General features: G+C 71.0%; 15 protein-coding genes and 1 tRNA gene. 7 read left to right on the top strand and 9 right to left on the bottom strand.

Annotated features, from left to right (window positions below; all coding sequences use genetic code 11):
• Positions 1–47 precede the first annotated feature (47 nt).
• From H9658_RS00605 to H9658_RS00580, 6 genes are all read right to left on the bottom strand, one after another.
• A complete protein-coding gene (locus H9658_RS00605) occupies positions 48–1013 on the bottom strand; it encodes a TraB/GumN family protein (RefSeq protein ID WP_191823998.1) in 966 nt (321 codons plus the stop codon).
• 16 nt (positions 1014–1029) lie between these two features.
• Entirely contained in the window at positions 1030–1959 is a 930-nt protein-coding gene (locus tag H9658_RS00600; protein ID WP_191823997.1) for a DUF1684 domain-containing protein, read from the bottom strand.
• Entirely contained in the window at positions 1959–3824 is a 1866-nt protein-coding gene (gene mutL, locus H9658_RS00595; protein ID WP_191823996.1) for a DNA mismatch repair endonuclease MutL, read from the bottom strand. Before mutL ends, H9658_RS00600 begins: the two co-directional genes overlap by 1 nt.
• A 159-nt stretch (positions 3825–3983) precedes the next feature.
• A complete protein-coding gene (locus H9658_RS00590; RefSeq protein WP_191823995.1) occupies positions 3984–5612 on the bottom strand; it encodes an N-acetylmuramoyl-L-alanine amidase in 1629 nt (542 codons plus the stop codon).
• A gap of 81 nt (positions 5613–5693) precedes the next feature.
• A complete protein-coding gene (tsaE, locus tag H9658_RS00585) occupies positions 5694–6173 on the bottom strand; it encodes a tRNA (adenosine(37)-N6)-threonylcarbamoyltransferase complex ATPase subunit type 1 TsaE (RefSeq protein ID WP_191823994.1) in 480 nt (159 codons plus the stop codon).
• Positions 6170–7654 (bottom strand): NAD(P)H-hydrate dehydratase, encoded by a 1485-nt coding sequence (locus H9658_RS00580; protein WP_191823993.1) that lies wholly within the window; start codon positions 7652–7654, stop codon positions 6170–6172. The genes tsaE and H9658_RS00580 overlap by 4 nt, the downstream gene beginning before the upstream one ends.
• A 23-nt stretch (positions 7655–7677) precedes the next feature.
• On the opposite strand from H9658_RS00580, the gene queG reads away from it, so the two are divergent.
• The 3 genes from queG to H9658_RS00565 all read left to right on the top strand — a co-directional run bounded on the left by queG (position 7678) and on the right by H9658_RS00565 (position 10605).
• Positions 7678–8805, top strand: a complete 1128-nt coding sequence (gene queG / locus H9658_RS00575) for a tRNA epoxyqueuosine(34) reductase QueG (protein WP_191823992.1) — start codon at positions 7678–7680, stop codon at positions 8803–8805.
• A 28-nt stretch (positions 8806–8833) separates the two neighbouring features.
• Positions 8834–10165 carry an exodeoxyribonuclease VII large subunit gene (gene xseA / locus H9658_RS00570; RefSeq protein ID WP_191823991.1) on the top strand — a complete coding sequence of 444 codons (1332 nt, stop codon included), beginning with the start codon at positions 8834–8836 and terminating at the stop codon, positions 10163–10165.
• An 83-nt stretch (positions 10166–10248) separates the two neighbouring features.
• A complete protein-coding gene (locus tag H9658_RS00565) occupies positions 10249–10605 on the top strand; it encodes an antitoxin Xre/MbcA/ParS toxin-binding domain-containing protein (RefSeq protein ID WP_318241160.1) in 357 nt (118 codons plus the stop codon).
• 39 nt (positions 10606–10644) lie between these two features.
• Here H9658_RS00565 and H9658_RS00560 read toward each other — a convergent pair whose 3' ends face one another.
• The 3 genes from H9658_RS00560 to H9658_RS00550 all read right to left on the bottom strand — a co-directional run bounded on the left by H9658_RS00560 (position 10645) and on the right by H9658_RS00550 (position 12188).
• Entirely contained in the window at positions 10645–11187 is a 543-nt protein-coding gene (locus tag H9658_RS00560; RefSeq protein WP_191823990.1) for a lipocalin family protein, read from the bottom strand.
• A gap of 314 nt (positions 11188–11501) precedes the next feature.
• The gene (locus H9658_RS00555) at positions 11502–11783 is read right to left on the bottom strand and encodes a hypothetical protein (protein ID WP_241092830.1); all 282 of its coding nucleotides are present in this window, start codon (positions 11781–11783) and stop codon (positions 11502–11504) included.
• 329 nt (positions 11784–12112) lie between these two features.
• Positions 12113–12188 (bottom strand) — tRNA-Phe (locus H9658_RS00550).
• Between the two features lie 662 nt (positions 12189–12850).
• Here H9658_RS00550 and H9658_RS00545 point away from each other — a divergent pair.
• The 4 genes from H9658_RS00545 to H9658_RS00530 all read left to right on the top strand — a co-directional run bounded on the left by H9658_RS00545 (position 12851) and on the right by H9658_RS00530 (position 16466).
• The gene (locus tag H9658_RS00545) at positions 12851–13327 is read left to right on the top strand and encodes an NDR1/HIN1-like protein (protein WP_191824261.1); all 477 of its coding nucleotides are present in this window, start codon (positions 12851–12853) and stop codon (positions 13325–13327) included.
• A gap of 280 nt (positions 13328–13607) precedes the next feature.
• On the top strand, positions 13608–14105 hold the full coding sequence (locus H9658_RS00540) for a MarR family winged helix-turn-helix transcriptional regulator (protein ID WP_191823989.1): 498 nt from the start codon (positions 13608–13610) through the stop codon (positions 14103–14105).
• On the top strand, positions 14102–16276 hold the full coding sequence (locus tag H9658_RS00535; RefSeq protein WP_191823988.1) for an FUSC family protein: 2175 nt from the start codon (positions 14102–14104) through the stop codon (positions 16274–16276). The genes H9658_RS00540 and H9658_RS00535 overlap by 4 nt, the downstream gene beginning before the upstream one ends.
• The gene (locus tag H9658_RS00530; protein WP_179565340.1) at positions 16260–16466 is read left to right on the top strand and encodes a DUF1656 domain-containing protein; all 207 of its coding nucleotides are present in this window, start codon (positions 16260–16262) and stop codon (positions 16464–16466) included. Before H9658_RS00535 ends, H9658_RS00530 begins: the two co-directional genes overlap by 17 nt.
• Positions 16467–16472: the final 6 nt, after the last annotated feature.

Genomic DNA, 16472 nt, shown 5'->3' with positions numbered 1-16472 from the left:
CCCCCCCCCGCTCCTACACATGTCACTCACACGACCGCGCTGCGGGCTCAGCGCGAACGCGGCGCTGGCGACGTCCGGCAACCGGTACAGATCCGCTCGACCTTGTAGCCGCGCGCGCGCAACGCCTCGACCACGCCATCGGGGCCGAGCAGATGCAAGGCGCCGACCACCACCAGGGTGTCGCCCTGGCCGTCGCGCAGGCGCTGCTCCAGCCGCGGCACCCAGGCCTGGTTGCGATCGACGTTGATGCGCTGGTACAGCCGCGGGTAGTCGCGCTTCATCTCCATGCCCATGTCCTGCCACAGCAGGCGCTCGTCGCCGCGACGCCAGGCATCGTGCAGGCGCTGGGTCTGCGCCGCGCCCTGCTCGGCGTCGTCCAGCGCTTCGATCAGCATCTGCTTCTGCTCCACCGGCTCCATGCCGTCGAGCATCGCGATCTGCGCCTGCGCGGTTTCCAGGCCCTCGACCGCCTTGCCGGCCTGCACCGCCATGTTCATGAAATGCCGGTCCAGGCCGGCGTCGGCCTGCAGTCCCTGCGCCTTCATCTCGGCGATGCTGATGCTCAGGCCGACGAACCACGGCTCGAATCCGCCCATCTGCTCCAGCGGCAGGCCGTGGCCGGCGGCATAGCGGCGCAGGCGTTGCCAGGTGGCCGTGTCCAGATCGTCCTGCAGGCGCTTACCGTCCTGGCGCTGCGCCGCCTGCAGCATCTGCGCGCCCAGCTGCGGCGACTCCACGTCCTGCGGCGACAGCTCGAACAGCAGCCGCGGCGACGCGGCGTAGGCCGCATCCACCTCGTGCGCCAGCGGATAGTCGTCCGGCTTGAGCAGGTGGAACGAACCGAGCAGGTACAGCGCGCCGCGCGGCCCGCTGACTTTCCACAACAGCGGCGTCGGCGGCGCAGGCGTCGCGCTGGGTGTTGCCGTCGGAGGCGGCGTGCGCGCCGGCACCGGCGCGGCGGCGAACAGGGTCAGACACAACAGCAGGCAGCGCAGCAGGCGCGGGATCGGCATCGTCGGGGCTCTCGGTTCAGTGTGCGGCGGCATAGGCCTGCTCGCCGGCCTCCACCGCCAGGTCCAGCCGGTTCTCCGGCGGCGGCAGCGGACAGGTCGCGAACGGGGTGAACGCGCACGGCGGGTTGTAGGCGCGGTTGAAATCCAGCACCACGCTGCCGTCGGCGTTCGGCGCCGGCACGTCCAGGAAGCGCCCGGCCGGATAGCTGCCGCGGCCGCTGGTGCGGTCGGCGAACACCACGAACAGCGGGCGCCCGGGTTCGCCGATCGCTTCCAGGCGGAAGCGCTTGCCGTCGCGCTCGAACTCCAGCGCGCCGGCGTTCGGCGATTCGGTGGTGACGCCGATGATGTCGACGATCGGCAGGGTCTTGCCCGGCGCGTTGGGCACGAAGCGGCCGCGGATGCGCCAGGATTCGGCCATCGGCCAATAGTGCAGCCCGGCGAAGCCGATCCGGGTCGGCGCATCGGCGTGCTTGACCCGCAGCGCATAGCGGCCGCCGCGCTCGATCAGGCTCAGCTTGCCCTTGCCGCCGTCGAACTCGATCACGCTGGGCGTGGCATCGTGGTCGCTGTACAGGCGGGTGCGCCGCAGCAACGGCTTGCCGTCCAGGCTCAGCGCCGCGGCGGGTTCGGGGGTCAGGAACACCTGGGCGCCCACCCGCGACACCAGCGCCATCCGTGCCGGCCCGACCGCCAGGCGGATACCGCTGCCGGGGCCGCTGCCGATGTAATGCTCCTTCAGTTCCAGCCAGTGCAGGCCGACCAGGCTGGTCCAGCCATCGGCGGCCTGCAGCTCCTGCTTGCGCTGCTCGCGCCAGCGCTGCTCATCGGCCAGGAATGCCTTGTCGGCGACCGCCGGCGCGGCCGGCACCGGTGCCTGCTTGCCGCATGCACCCACCGCGAGCAGCGCTGCCAGCAGCGCCGCCGCCCTTCCCCGCTTGCCCATCAGCGCCCCCGTAAGAACCAACGATCGATCTCGCCCAGCGTGAAACGGGCCCAGGTCGGACGCCCATGATTGCACTGCCCGGAGCGCTCGGTGGCCTCCATGTCGCGCAGCAGCGCGTTCATTTCCGGCACGGTGAGGCGCCGGTTGGCGCGTACCGCGCCGTGGCAGGCCATCGTCGACAGCAGTTCGTCGCGCGCGCCGGCGACGCGGCGGCTGTGGCCGTGCTCGCGCAGATCGGTCAGCACGTCGCGCAGCAGGGCTTCCGGCTCGGCCTGCGCCAGCAACGCCGGGATGCTGCGCACATGCAGCGACTGCGGGCCGCTGCGGGTGATCTCGAAGCCGAGCGCGGCCAGCGTTTCCGCCTCGCGCTCGGCGGTATCGGCATCGCGCTCGCCCACCGCCAGGGTGATCGGCACCAGCAGCGGCTGCGCATGCAGGCCGATGCCGTCGTGCGCGTTCTTCAGCCGCTCGTAGCCGATGCGCTCGTGCGCGGCGTGCATGTCCACCACGATCAGGCCTTCGGCGTTCTCGGCCAGGATGTAGATGCCGTGCAGCTGCGCGATGGCATAGCCGAGCGGCGGCACGCCGCTGTCGGGCGAGGTCGGCGGCAGGCCGCCGGCCGCATCCTGGGCCTGCAGCGGCATGCCCGCTGCGGCATCGGCCGCGCCTGCAGGCGCGGCGTACAGCGCGGCGTAGGCGGCCGGCGCCTCGTTGACGCGCAGGCCGAGCGGCGACTGCGCCGGGCGCCATTGCGCGCCGTAGCCCTGGCCGCCGGAGCCACCGCCGCTCGCGTTGCCGGACATCGGCTGCGCGCCGCCGGCGTACGCCAGGGCCGCCGCCTGCGCGGCATCGCCCGCGGTCGGCGTGCTGCCGGCGCGGGTCTGCGCCAGCGCGTCCTGCAGCGTGCGATAGACGAAGTCGTGGATCAGCCGCGCATCGCGGAAGCGCACCTCGTGCTTGGCCGGATGCACGTTGACGTCGACCCGCGACGGCTCCAGTTCCAGGAACAGCACATAGGCCGGCTGCCGGCCATGGAACAGCACGTCGCCATAGGCCATCTTCACCGCATGCGCGACGCTGCGGTCGCGCACCGAGCGGCCGTTGACGTACAGGTACTGCTGGTCGGCGCTGGCGCGCGAATAATGCGGCTGCGCGATCCAGCCGTGCAGGCGCAGCCCGGCGCCGTTGTGGTCCACGCGCAGCGCCTGCCGCGCGAAGTCCTCGCCCAGGGTCTCGCCCAGTCGCGCGTCCGAATACAGGTCGCCCGGCTTGTAGCGCCGCGACGGCTTGCCGTTGTGCGACACGCGCAGTTCCACATCCGGGCGCGCCAGCGCCAGCGAGCGCAGCCATTCCTCGATATGGCCCAGTTCGGTGCGCTCGGCGCGCAGGAACTTGCGCCGCGCCGGCACGTTGTAGAACAGTTCGCGCACCTCGACCGTGGTGCCCGGCGCCTGCGCGCGCGGCTGCACCTGCCCGACCTTGCCGCCATCGACCTGCAGCGCGGCGCCGTGCTCGTCGCCGGGGCGGCGCGAGGCCAGGGTGAAGCGGCTGACCGAGGCGATCGACGGCAGCGCTTCGCCGCGGAACCCGAGCGTGCCGACCGATTCCAGGTCGTCGAGCGAGGCGATCTTGCTGGTCGCGTGCCGCGACACCGCCAGCGGCAGTTCCTCGGGGGGAATGCCGCCGCCATCGTCGCGGATCCGGATCAGGCGCACGCCGCCTTCTTCCAGGTCGATGTCGACGCGGCGCGCGCCGGCATCCAGCGCGTTCTCGACCAGTTCCTTGACCACCGAGGCCGGACGCTCCACCACTTCGCCTGCGGCGATCTGGTTGATCAGGATCTCGGGCAATTGGCGAATGCTCATGCCGACTCCCGCCCACACTGCGGCGCGCAAGCGCCATGCGGGCGCAGCGCGATCGCGCCGGATTCGGAAACGGGAGAGCAGAAACGGTTACAGGACATCGGCACGGCTCACGGCGCGGACGCCGCCATCGGGATCAGCCGGCGATGATAGCCGAGCGCCTCAGCGGCTGCCGCCGGCCACGGTGCTGGCCGCTTCCGCCTCGGCCTGCGCGCGCGCGGCGAACAGCGTGCCCGGCGGCGGCTGGCGGGTAAAGAACGTATTGACGCCGTCCAGCACCGCGCCGGCCAGGCGCCGCTGGTAGCCCGGATCGGTCAGCCGGCGCTCTTCGTCGGGATTGGAGATGAAGGCGGTCTCGACCAGCATCGCCGGCATGTCCGAGGTGCGCAGCACCGCGAAGTTGGCGCGCTCCAGCTCCGGCTTGTGGTTGTTGCCGATCCGCTTGAGCCCGCCCAGCACATGTCCGGCCGCGTCTTCCGAGGCCTTCATGTGCCCGCTCTGCGCCAGGTCCAGCAACACGCTGGCCAGGGTGCTGTCGGTCTTCTGCAGACGCACGCCACCGACCAGGTCGGCCGCGTTTTCCTTGTCCGCCAGCCAGCGCGCGCGCTGCGAGGAGGCGCCCTTGGTCGAGAGGACATACACCGAAGAGCCGGTCGCGCTGCGGTTCTCGGCGGCGTCGGCGTGGATCGAAATGAAGATGTCAGCCTTGGCCGCGCGCGCCTTCTGCGCGCGCATCGGCAGTGGAATGAACACGTCGGTATCGCGGGTCATGTAGGCCTTCATGCCCGGCGTGGCGTTGATCTGCCGCGCCAGTTCGCGGCCGATCGCCAGGGTCACATCCTTCTCGCGCTTGCCGGTCGGCCCCATCGCGCCGGGATCCTGGCCGCCATGGCCAGGATCGATGGCCACGATCAACGGCCGCATGCCCGGCTTCATCGCCACCCGCGACGGTGCGCTCGGCATCACCGGGCGCGCCTCGGCGGCAGCAGCGGCGGCCACATCGTCGATGCTGGCCGCGTCGGGCCGGTCGGGCGTCGGCGTCGGCGCGACGACGCCTTGCTGCGCCGGCACGGCGGCGCCGACCGACGCGGATGCGGATGCGGTCGGTGCCATCGAGGTAACGGAAGTCCCTGGTGCAGCGGCCGGTGGTGCCGGCACGACGCCCGGGCGAACCGCCCCGGTCGTCGTCGGTGTCTGTACTGGTGTCGGCGGCTGCGGCGGTGCCGCGCGTTGCACCACCGACGAGGTCAGGGCCGCCGTCGCGCGCGCCGCTTCCAGGCGCGGATCGGGCGTCGGCTTGGGTTCAACCGCCGCAGCGGTGGGCGCCGTGGATGCCGTCGGCGCGGGCGTTGCCGCGCCATTGCCGGCATTGACCACCGGCTTGGCCGACGACGCATCGCCCGGCCATTCGATCACCAGCACCGAACTGCCGGCCACGGTCTGCATCTGCGGCTTGAACGCCACCACCGGGCTGCTCAGGTCGAACACGATGCGCAAGGTACCGGGGACCGGATGACCGGTACGCACGGCCGTGACCACCCCGTTTCCGGCAGGCAGCTTCAGGCCCTGCGCGGCGGAGGATTCGGGCAGATCGACGACCAACCGGTTGGGGTTGGCCAGGGTCAGCGTGGTGAAGCCACCGCTGCCCTGCAGCCGGATCTCGGCACGCGTGCCGGTGGCGCCATTACCGAGCGAAACCGCCTGGACCTGACCCGCAAACGCCGATTGCGCCGCTAGGCACCAGCCTGCGGCGATGGCGGAACAGGCGAAAAAACGGGTCCCCAGGCGCATGGAGGCGATTCAAGCATCCCGCGCACATAAACACAAGCGGTTTTCCCTTAATAATCCATAACCTGCCTGCACTTCCTAGTGTCAGCCGGCAGAAAAACCCCGCAAGTCATCCCGTTCGGCCATCCGCGACAGCCAGGCCGAGCCCACCGCCGTGCCGGCCTGCAGCTGCACGGCGCGCCCCTCGTCGTGCAGCGCCAGGGCCACGACCAGGTCGGCAGGCGGCAGCACATCGCCGCCGCGTTCCGGCCATTCCACCAGCCACAGGGTCGCCGATGCCTCGTCCAACCCCAGGAAATCCAGTTCGCCGGCGGCACCGATGCGATACAGGTCCAGGTGCCAGGCTTCGCCGTCGGGCAACGGATAGCGCTCGACCAATGTGTAGGTCGGACTGCGGATCGCGCCCTGCACGCCCAGCGCGCGCAGCAGCGCCCGCGCCAGGGTCGACTTGCCGGCACCCAGATCGCCGCGCAGATGCACCATCGCCTGCGCCGGACGCGTGGCGGCCAGGACCTGGCCGAGGCGCTCGGTGGCGTCGCTGTCTTGCAGATGGAGCCGCATCATCGGTTCGCTTCCGGATTGGCCAGGTGGCGCAGCGCCGGCAGCAGGTCGGACGGCAGCAGGCCGCGCTGGCCGGCGGCGGCGGCGCGATCGCCGGCGGCCGCATGCAGCAACGCACCGACGCTGGCCGCTTCGAAGGCGGCCAGGCCTTGCGCACGCAGCGCCGCGATCACCCCGGTCAGCAGATCGCCCATGCCGCCGACCGCCATGCCCGGATTGCCGGCGGCGATGACCCGCGGGACCCGCCCCGGCGCGGCGACGATGCTGCCGGCACCTTTCAGCACCACCACGGCCTGGTAGCGCTCGGCCAGTGCCGCGGCGGCGGCGAAGCGGTCGCGCTGCACCTCGACGGTGGCGATGCCGAGCAGGCGCCCGGCTTCGCCCGGATGCGGGGTCAGCACGGCGTTCGGCAACGCGCGCGGCGCCTGCGCCAGCAGGTTCAGCGCATCGGCGTCGATCACCGACGGCAGCTCCGCCGCCAGCGCCAGCCGCCACAGGCCCTGCGCCCATTCGTCCTGGCCCAGCCCGGGCCCCAGCGCGACCACGCTCGCCTTGCGCAGCAATGGGGCCAGCGCGGCGCCGTCCTCGACCGCGTGCGTCATCGCCTCCGGACACCGCGCCAGCAACGGCGCGACATGCGCGTCGCGGGTCGCCACGCTGACCAGGCCGGCACCGCTGCGCAACGCCGATTCGGCGGCGAGCATGACCGCACCGCCGCTGCCGAGGTTGCCGCCGATGCACAGCACATGCCCGGAATCGCCCTTGTGGCTGTCGCGCCGCCGCGGCGCCAGGCGCGCGGCCAGCGCCGCGCCGGTCCAGGCCTGGGCCTGCGCCGCGCAGCCGTCGAATGCGGCGGCCGGCACCTCCAGCGTCGCCAACGCAGTGGCGCCGACATGGTTCAGCGCCGCCCCGGTATGCAAGCCGGCATGGGCGACGATGAATTGCACGGTCAGCGTCGCCGGCAATGCCGCACCCGGCACGGTGCCGTGTTCGGCGTCCACGCCGCTGGGCACGTCCAGCGCCAACACCGGCGCACCGAGTCCGGCGAGCGCGCCGAGCAGCGCGGCCAGTTCTGCGTCGGGCGCGCGATTGAGGCCGATGCCGAGCAACGCGTCGACGACCACGTCGGCCTGGTCCAGCGCCGCATCGAACACCTCGATACGGCCGCCGACGCCGATGTAGTCGGTACAGGCGCGTTGCGCCAACGCCGATTGCGGGCCACGCCCAGGCAGATGCAGCACGCGCACGCGGCGTCCGGCGCAATGCGCCAGCCGCGCCAGCACGTAGCCATCGCCCCCATTGTTGCCGGTGCCGCAGGCCACCAGGATGCGCTGCGCCTGCGGCCAATGCTGCAGCAGCGTCTGCCAGGCGGCCTGGCCGGCACGCTGCATCAGCGTGTAGCCGTCGCCGCCGAGCAAGGCCGTGGCCTGCGCATCGATGCGCCGCGCGGCGGCGGTATCGTAGAGATCGAACGAGTCGGACATGCGCGGGATTCTATACTTGCGCCATGTCCAGCAGCGTCGCCCCCGCCGATCCCCACACCGTTGCCGCGCGCATCCGCACGCTGGCGCGCGAGTTCGGCTTCCAGCGCTGCGGCATCGCCGGGATCGAGCTGCAGCAGGACGAAGCGCATCTGCGCGACTGGCTGGCGCAAGGCCTGTACGGCACGATGCAATGGATGGCGCAATATGGCGACAAGCGCGCACGTCCGGCCGAACTGATTCCAGGCACGCTGCGGGTGATCTCGGTCGGCCTGGACTACGGACGCAACGACGACGATTCGGCCTGGGACACGCTGCACGATGGCGAGCGCGCCTACGTCGCCCGCTACGCGCTGGGCCGCGACTACCACAAGCTGATGCGCAACCGCCTGCAGAAACTGGCCGAGCGTATCCAGGCCGAGATCGGCCCGTTCGGCCATCGCGTCTTCGTCGATTCGGCGCCGGTGCTGGAGCGCGCCCTGGCGCGCGACGCCGGCCTGGGCTGGATCGGCAAGCACACCTGCCTGATCGACCGCAACGGCGGCTCCTGGTTCTTCCTCGGCGAGATCTACGTCGACCTGCCGTTGCCGATCGATCCGCCGGCCAGCGCGCACTGCGGCACCTGCACGCGCTGCATCGACGTGTGCCCGACCCAGGCGATCGTCGCCCCGTACCGGCTGGACGCGCGCCGCTGCATCGCCTATCTGACCATCGAGCACGACGGCGCGATTCCCGAGGAGCTGCGCCCGGCGATCGGCAACCGCATCTTCGGCTGCGACGACTGCCAGCTGGTGTGCCCCTGGAACAAGTTCGCCAAGCGCAGCGACGAACCTGATTTCCGCGCGCGCAACGATCTCGACCGGGCCACGCTGGCGCAGCTGTTCGCCTGGGACGAGGACGAGTTCCTGCGCCGCACCGAAGGCAGCGCGATCCGCCGCAGCGGCCACGAGCGCTGGCTGCGCAACCTGGCGGTGGCACTGGGCAATGCGCCGAGCACACCGCAGGTGCTGGCCGCGCTGGGCACGCGCGCGCAGCACGCCTCGCCGCTGGTGCGCGAACACGTGCAGTGGGCGCTGGCGCAGCATGCGGACCGGGCGTCTGCCGGCGAGGTCGCGTTGCCGCGACCGGCCGCTCACGGCGACGTGCGAGGATAGGCGCCCCGCACGCCCACGCACCGCCCGCATGCCCGATCGCGACGACCAGATCCTCAGCCCCAGCCAGCTCAACACGCTGGCGCGCGACCTGCTGGAAAGCGCGTTCCCGCTGGCCTGGGTGGAAGGCGAGCTGGGCAACGTCACCCGACCCTCGTCCGGACATCTGTACTTCACCCTGAAGGACGCGCGCGCGCAGGTGCGCTGCGCGATGTTCAAGCCGAAGAGCCAATGGCTGAAGTTCGTTCCGCGCGAAGGCCTGCGCGTGCTCGCGCGCGGCCGGCTGACCCTGTACGAGGCGCGTGGCGACTACCAACTGGTGCTGGATCACCTGGAGGAAGCCGGCGAAGGCGCGTTGCGCCGCGCGTTCGAGGAACTCAAGGCCAGGCTCGCCGCCGAGGGCCTGTTCGCCAGCGAGCGCAAACGCGCCCTGCCCGCCTTCGTGCGCCGCCTGGCGGTGATCACCTCGCCCAGCGGCGCGGCGGTGCGCGACGTACTGAGCGTGCTCGGCCGGCGCCTGCCGCTGCTGGAAGTGGACATCCTGCCGAGCCTGGTGCAGGGCGACAGCGCCGCCGCGCAACTCACCTCGCTGCTGCAGCGCGCCGATGCCAGCGGTCGCTACGACGCGATCCTGCTGACCCGCGGCGGCGGCTCGCTGGAAGACCTGTGGGCGTTCAACGACGAACGCCTGGCGCGGGCGATCGCCGCCGCGGCCACGCCGGTGGTGTCGGCGGTCGGCCACGAGACCGATGTGACCCTGGCCGACTTCGCCGCCGATCTGCGCGCGCCGACGCCATCGGTCGCCGCGGAACTGCTCGCCCCCGACCAGCGCGACCTCGCCGCACGCCTGCGCGGCCAGCACGCGCGGCTGCTGCAGTGGCAGCAGCACCGCCTGCGCCAGGCGATGCAGCGCGCCGATCGCGCCTCGCTGCGACTGCAGGCGCAGAGTCCGCAGGCGCAACTGCAAATGCTGAAGCGCCGCCAGCAGGATGCCGCGCGCCGCCTGCTGGCATTGTGGCGGCAACAGCAGGAACGCCGCGGCGCGCGCCTGCGTCACGCCGCCGCGGTCTTGCGCGCAGCCCAGCCGCAACGGCGCCTGGCCGCACTGCACGAGCGCCTGCTCGCGCTCGGCAGGCGCCCGCAAGCGGCGATGGCGCGGCAGCTGCAGGCCGACACGCAGCGCCTGCGCGCGCTGGCCCGCGCGCTGGAGACGGTCAGCCCGCTGGCCACCGTGACGCGCGGCTACGCGATCCTGACCCGGGTCGACGACGGCACGCTGGTGCGCTCGACCACGCAGGTTGCGCCCGGCGACCGCCTGCGCGCGCGGCTTGCCGACGGCGAGGTGACGCTACGTACAGAATGACTGCGGTACACCTGTCGACCGCTACTCATCGCCAGTGCATTTCCATGTCGCAGCCAGCTTCAAACGAACAACGTATCAAGGCCGTGCTGCAAGGCATGCGCCGCGCCGAGCGCGACAAGGCCGGCCGGCTATCGCGTTCGACCGACACGCTGTCGCTGATCGACGGCGCCAGCTACGGCTCCACCGAGGACGCGCAACGCGTGCTCGACTGGCTAGGGCGCGATGCGGACACGTTGGCAACGTTGCGCAGCGAGCACCTGCTCGATGTCGGCGAGACGATCTGCATCGTCTGCAACGGCTGCGGCGGCGACCGTGCCGCGCTGTCGCAGTGGCTCAACGGCAGCCACGCGCAGCTCGGCGGACAGACGCCGCGGCAACTGCTGCGGGACGGCGCCAGCGCGCGGCTGCTCGATGCTGCCCGCGCCTGCTTCGCCGGCTAGCGGCGCTGCGCCGCTCTTGCGCGCCGACCGGCAGGCCGCTCACTCCAGCGGCGCGACGACCAACAGCGGATCCAGGTCGTAGCCCATCGCCCGCGCCTTGGCCTTGACCTGCTCGAAAAGCGCGCGAGGCATCCGCGGCGAACGCGACAGCACCCACAGATACTTGCGATCCGGCTCGCCGATCAGCGCCCACTGGTAATCCGGATCCAGCGCGATCACCCAATAGTCGGCCCAGACCAGCGGCACCCAGGCCAGCCAATCCGGCGCGAACCGTACCTGCAGCCGCCCGGGATGGCCGGCCACCCGCCGCGCCACGCCCTCGGCGGCGAGCATGTCGCCCTTGCCGGTACGGCAGGCGTTGCGCACGCCGATCAGCCCGTCGTCGCGCAGCACGTAGGCCGCGGTGATGTCGGCGACGCATTTCTTCTGGAACGACACCGGCAGGTGCGCGATTTCGTGCCACTGCCCGGCATAGCGGCCGAGATCGAACTCGGCGACCGACGTCACCGGTTGCGCGGCCCGTGCCGGCAGCGCCAGGCACAGCAGGCAGGCCAGCAGCATCGCGAGCGATGGAGGACGCATGCGGACGTTCCTGCAAAAAAGGAGAAGACCAGCCTTATGCAGGAGCGGCGCGGCGATGTAAAGCGCAGCCTTCGTGCAGGCCTGCGACGAACCGCCATTGCGGCGGCATGCCATGACAACACCACAACCGAAGGCGCGCGCCGCGGCGGCAGGCCAGCGCTACGCAAGAAAGCAGTGCACGAATTACGCAGTCCGCGCGACGTGTGGGCGCAGCGCATTCAACACGGCGCCTCGCCTACCCGGCAACTGGCGAAACAGGTGCCGCCCGCTGCGACGACCAGGAACGGAAGCCGCAAACGTGCCACGCCGACGCGCTAGGGCGAAAGGTCGGCCACGGCAAGGTCCTGGCCTTGGCTGCTGTTACTGCATTCCACCGGCTCGCGCAGGATGACTTGCTGGACGACACCGTCGCGCTGCTCCAGGTACACGTTGACCATCACGCACTCGGAGCCGACCTGCTCGATATACGGCGCGGCCGGATCGTGACCGGCCTGATAGGCGGGATCCAGCTTGCTCAACGCCGGCGCGGCGCCGGCGCCACCGGCCACCGCCAATGCAAGGGCCAGTACACATAGCCGCGTCAATTCCTTGTGCACTGGCCCGCTCTCAGATTAACCATGTGCACATGATTACGACATCGGCCCCGCATAGTTGAGCGTTACATCACGGCAAACCTGAGAATTGCCGCACTTGTCTACGAGCGTAAACGCAGTCGCTTCCTCGGGCGATAGCATGAATAGGCCAGCTCCAATGCGGAAGTCGGCACACAATGCGTGTGCTCGCCCGGCCCGTCGCAGGTGCTGGGCATCGCGGGCCCGCGTTCCACCGGCCGGGCGCGCCCTCCCCTGCGAGACACCCGTCATCGCGCCGCGGGACACGGCAGCGCAAAGAAAAAGGCCTGCATTTCTGCAGGCCTTTCATGGAATGGTGGCCGAGGACGGAATCGAACCGCCGACACGGGGATTTTCAATCCCCTGCTCTACCAACTGAGCTACTCGGCCACTGCGCAACGCGGCAGGACCGGTGCGGGGACGCGCATCATAGCGATGCGTTCGGGATTGGGCAAGTGCGGCATTTCGGAATTTTCCTACCGGACGACACGGCCCGCGCCGACTGCGCCGGATTCCGCCGCCGCGCATGCTGAAGGCGTCCTCGGCGCCTGGCCTATGCACGGGCACGGATGCCGCTGGTGATGGTCATAGGCCAGGCAGCCAAGGACACCGCGGCGCTGGCAGATCCGGCGCGTTCGCCGCTGGGTCGACGACGCTGCCGTAGGGCGTCCATGCCGGTGACCGGCCAGCCGGCCCTGCCGCAAAGCTGGCCGCGGACGCCTTCGCCCGGAAGCCGCGAACGCCGCCGACCTGCAGCCCGCAAGGCGGTGCAGCCGATGACGTGCCGCGGTGGCACTGGAGCGGCGCCGCACCCGAGCGTGTCGAAGCACCTGAGCGCGTCGAAGCGCCGGGACAGCGGAGCGCCGAAGCACTCGGGCAACGACCGCAACGCCGGGCTGGAGACGGCGTGGCTTCCAGAGAAACCGCGCCACCAAGGTGCGCGCGGCTGGCGGCTCGCCGCAGGCGACGCGCGACGGTGGCCCGGCGCTCGCCACGCCGGGTCCCTGGGCGCCGTAGTATTCTTCGCCGGTCTTCACGTCCTGGAATCGGTCATGCGTCAGCGGCTTCGCTTCGGCTTGCTCGTGTTGTGCACTGCGCTGCTGGCCGCCTGCGGCGACGGCATGGTGCGGCGCGTGTCCGACCCCGCGGCCAGCCTGCAGCAGCTCACCGTCAACATGGACGGCAGCTGGAAGGTGGAGTTGCGCCTGCAGAACTACAGCAGCATCCCGATGCGTTACGACGGCGTACGCCTGGACCTGGGCGTGGGCGGCGAAGCCGCGGGGACCTTGCAGCTCGCACCCGGCATCTCGATCGGGCCGGAAACGGCGGACGTGGTCAGCGTCGCGCTGCGCCCGAGTTCGGCCGCGCGCATCGCCATCGCCGATGCCCTGGCCGGCCGCCGCAGCCTCGACTACACCCTCAAGGGCAGCATCGACGCCACCCCGGAAGAGAAGAAGCAGCGCACGTTCGAGATCGATACGCGCAATATGCTCACCCCCGCGCCCGGACTGGACGGCGTCCTGCGCTAGCCGCATCCCGCCGCGCCAGCGCGGCGCGGTCCCGCCTTCACTTCGTACGCCCGCTGTGACCTAGGGGCAGCGACGCCGTGCCGGTCGATCGGCGCTTCAGCCAGCCCCCGCAACCGCTGCGCTGGCAGGCCCGCCATTGCCCGGGCCGCTTCGCGACCGCTGCCGTCGCCCCATCTCCGACCCAAGAGCGCCGTCCCGCCGAGCACGCGTTCAGCTGCCATTACCGCGCATTTAATACACAAATGTAATATATATATATGTACCAAATGCCTAGCCAGCCATGAGCCGCTTCACCGCCACCGAGCAGCGCCTGGACGTCACCGGCCAGAAGCATCCGGGGTTCCCTCGCGACGCGGCCGCGGTGGTGCGCCTGATCAAGCTGCTGCACAAGCTGATCCTGGATCAGGGCAACGACATGCTGCGCGCCTACGGCCTGAACTACTCCGAATACAACGTGCTGATGATGATCGACGCCAGCCCGGACGGGACCTTGAACCCGTCGCAGTTGAGCGACGCGGCCAGCGAGAAGTCGGCCAACATCACCCGCCTGACCAGCCACCTGGTCGACAAGGGCCTGATCCAGCGCACCCCCAGCGCCGAGGACCGGCGCATGTTGCTGCTGCGCCTGACCGCCGAGGGCGAGCGCCTGATCCAGGCATTCATGCCCGACGTGTTCGCGCAGCTGCGCGGTTACACGCAGCACCTGGAGAGCGCCGAACTGGCGCAGCTGGAAGCCTTGCTGAAGCAATTGCTGCGCAGCGTGGAAGGCGACGCATGAGCGCGCGCGGTACCGATGTCGCAGCCAACGCCGCCGCGGCCCCGCCGCGCTTGCGCGCCGTGTTGGCCGACGCCCTGCGCGGCGAAGGCGAGGCCTGGCTGTTCGTGCTGCGCACGCTGCTGTCGATCTATCTGGCCGGCTGGATCGCGCTGCGCCTGGACCTGTCCTCGCCGATGACCGCGATGATCACCGTGGTGGTGGTGATGCACCGGCAGACCGGCATGGTGTTCGCGAAAGGCTTCTACCGCGTGCTGGGCACGCTGATCGGCAGCGTCGCCGCGCTGGCGATGGTGGCGCTGTTCCCGCAGGAACCGGTGCTGTTCGTGCTGGTGCTGGCGATCTGGATCGGCCTGTGCACCGGCGGCGCGCTGCTGTACCGCAACTTCAAGGCGTACGCGTTCGTGCTGTCCGGCTACACCGTGGCGCTGATCGCGCTGCCGGCGGTGAACCAGCCGCAGAACGTGTTCGCGCTGGTCACCGCGCGCGTCACCGAGGTGCTGCTGGGGCTGCTGGTGACCGGCGTGATCAGCGACGTGGTGTTCCCCAGCCGCTTGCGCCAGACCCTGCGCGACACGGTGCGCCGCGCCTACGACGGCTTCCTGGATTTCGTCCGCGACGCCACCGGCGGCCAGTTGTCGCGCGCGTCGATGGAACAGGCGCACCTGCGCTTCGTCCGCGACGCGGTGCAGATCGAGGACCTGCGCAGTTCGGTGGTGTTCGAGGACCCGGAGGCACGCGTGCGCAGCGGCCGCCTGCGCCTGCTCAACCAGCGCTTCATGGCGGTGTCCACCAGCTTCCAGTCGCTGCATCACTACATCAACCGCCTGCTGCGCCAGGCCGAAGGCGATGTCGCCGAAGCGCTGATCGGCCTGTACCGGCCGCTGAAAGCCGCGCTGAGCGAACGCGGCGGCCGCGAACGCACCGTCGAGACCGCGCGCCGGCTGGCCGAATGCCGCGATGCGCTGGCGCCGCGAGCCGCCGCAGTGCGCGACACCCTGCCGAGCGCGCGCCACGAAGATTTCGACACCGGCGTGTCGCTGCTGCGGCGCTTCTTCGGCGAGCTGCACGACTACGTCGCCGCGGAGGCCGCGCTGGTCGCCCCGCAGCAGTGGCGCACGCCGCAGGCCGGCGGCGACACCGCCGTGTTCCTGCGCGGCAACGACTACGCGGCCGCCGCGCTGACCGCGCTGCGCAGCGCGCTGCTGGTGGCGGCGATGTGCTGGCTATGGATCCAGGCCGGCTGGATCAGCGGCGCCACCGCGGTGTTCCAGGCGGTGGCGTTGAGCGCGATCCTGTCGTCCAGCGCCAACGCACCGGCGGCGGCGCGTTCGCTGTTCAAGGGCTTCGTGTTCGGCGCCGCGCTGGGCGCGGTCTGCCAGTTGCTGGTGCTGCCGCAGATGGATGGCTACGGCCTGTTCGTCGCCGGCACCGCGCCGTTCCTGCTGCTGACCCTGTACCTGGCCTCCAAGCCGGCGCTGTTCGGCTTCGCCACCGGCACCAATCTGGCCTTCGTCTCGATCCTGGCGGTGCAGCCGACGCCGAGTTTCAATGCCGTCACCACCTTCAACAGCGTGGTGCCGCTGCTGCTGGGCACGCTGGCGGTGAGCGTGGCGTTCGTTTTCGTGCCGCCGGTGATCGGCACGCGCTGGCATCGCCAGCGCCTGCTGGAACAGTTGCGCCGGCAGACCACACTGGCCGCACGCGCGCCGCTGCCCGGCCTGCACCTGCGCCTGGAGAGCGTCAACCGCGACCTGTTCCAGCAGATCGTCGCGCATACCCCGCCGGGCAGCGACGAGCTGCGCGACCTGTTGGGCTGGGCGCTGTCGGTGCACGAGACCGGGCGCACCCTGGTCGAGCTGCGCCGCGACGCGGCCGACGGCGACCTGCCGCACGCGCTGGCCACCGATGTGGACGCTGCGGTGCAGTCACTGGCCGAGCTGTACCTGGCACCTTCGGCCGAACGCCATCGGCTGGCCCTGCAGCGCATCGATGCGGCGCTGGCGGCGAGCCGTCTCGACGGCGCGGTGCCGCTGCGCTGGAAGCGCACCCGCGAACACCTGCACCTGCTGCGTGGCGCACTGCTCGATGCCGACTCGGTGCTCGCCGCCCTCGCTGCCGGGCATGCGCCCGCCCCGACCTCGCCAGGAGCCGCCGATGGCGCTGCCCGCTGAAATCTCGATCGCCGGCGTGTACGTGCCCGGCCTGCTGGTGCTGGCGGTGGCGCTGCTGTTCGCCGCCTGGGCGGTGGATGCGCTCGCCGGCCGCGCCGGGCTGTACCGCTACGCCTGGCATCCGCCGCTGTTCCGTCTGGCCCTGTACGTCGGCGTGTTCGCCGCGCTCGGCCTGCTCCTTTTGCCGTGAGTCCCG

It is taken from the genome of Xanthomonas bonasiae (assembly GCF_014836395.1).
GTDB classification, from domain to species: Bacteria; Pseudomonadota; Gammaproteobacteria; order Xanthomonadales; family Xanthomonadaceae; genus Xanthomonas_A; species Xanthomonas_A bonasiae.
This window is presented reverse-complemented; position numbering and strand designations above follow the sequence as displayed.

Excerpts from the sequence above, each read along its gene's own strand:
- H9658_RS00540 (WP_191823989.1), top strand. The coding sequence starts at position 13,608 with ATGAGCCGCTTCACCGCCACCGAGCAGCGCCTGGACGTCACCGGCCAG.
- H9658_RS00605 (WP_191823998.1), bottom strand. The coding sequence starts at position 1,013 with ATGCCGATCCCGCGCCTGCTGCGCTGCCTGCTGTTGTGTCTGACCCTG.
- tsaE (WP_191823994.1), bottom strand. The coding sequence starts at position 6,173 with ATGATGCGGCTCCATCTGCAAGACAGCGACGCCACCGAGCGCCTCGGC.
- H9658_RS00580 (WP_191823993.1), bottom strand. The coding sequence starts at position 7,654 with ATGTCCGACTCGTTCGATCTCTACGATACCGCCGCCGCGCGGCGCATC.
- H9658_RS00560 (WP_191823990.1), bottom strand. The coding sequence starts at position 11,187 with ATGCGTCCTCCATCGCTCGCGATGCTGCTGGCCTGCCTGCTGTGCCTG.
- H9658_RS00530 (WP_179565340.1), top strand. The coding sequence starts at position 16,260 with ATGGCGCTGCCCGCTGAAATCTCGATCGCCGGCGTGTACGTGCCCGGC.
- H9658_RS00545 (WP_191824261.1), top strand. The coding sequence starts at position 12,851 with ATGCGTCAGCGGCTTCGCTTCGGCTTGCTCGTGTTGTGCACTGCGCTG.
- H9658_RS00535 (WP_191823988.1), top strand. The coding sequence starts at position 14,102 with ATGAGCGCGCGCGGTACCGATGTCGCAGCCAACGCCGCCGCGGCCCCG.
- queG (WP_191823992.1), top strand. The coding sequence starts at position 7,678 with ATGTCCAGCAGCGTCGCCCCCGCCGATCCCCACACCGTTGCCGCGCGC.
- xseA (WP_191823991.1), top strand. The coding sequence starts at position 8,834 with ATGCCCGATCGCGACGACCAGATCCTCAGCCCCAGCCAGCTCAACACG.
- H9658_RS00590 (WP_191823995.1), bottom strand. The coding sequence starts at position 5,612 with ATGCGCCTGGGGACCCGTTTTTTCGCCTGTTCCGCCATCGCCGCAGGC.
- mutL (WP_191823996.1), bottom strand. The coding sequence starts at position 3,824 with ATGAGCATTCGCCAATTGCCCGAGATCCTGATCAACCAGATCGCCGCA.
- H9658_RS00600 (WP_191823997.1), bottom strand. The coding sequence starts at position 1,959 with ATGGGCAAGCGGGGAAGGGCGGCGGCGCTGCTGGCAGCGCTGCTCGCG.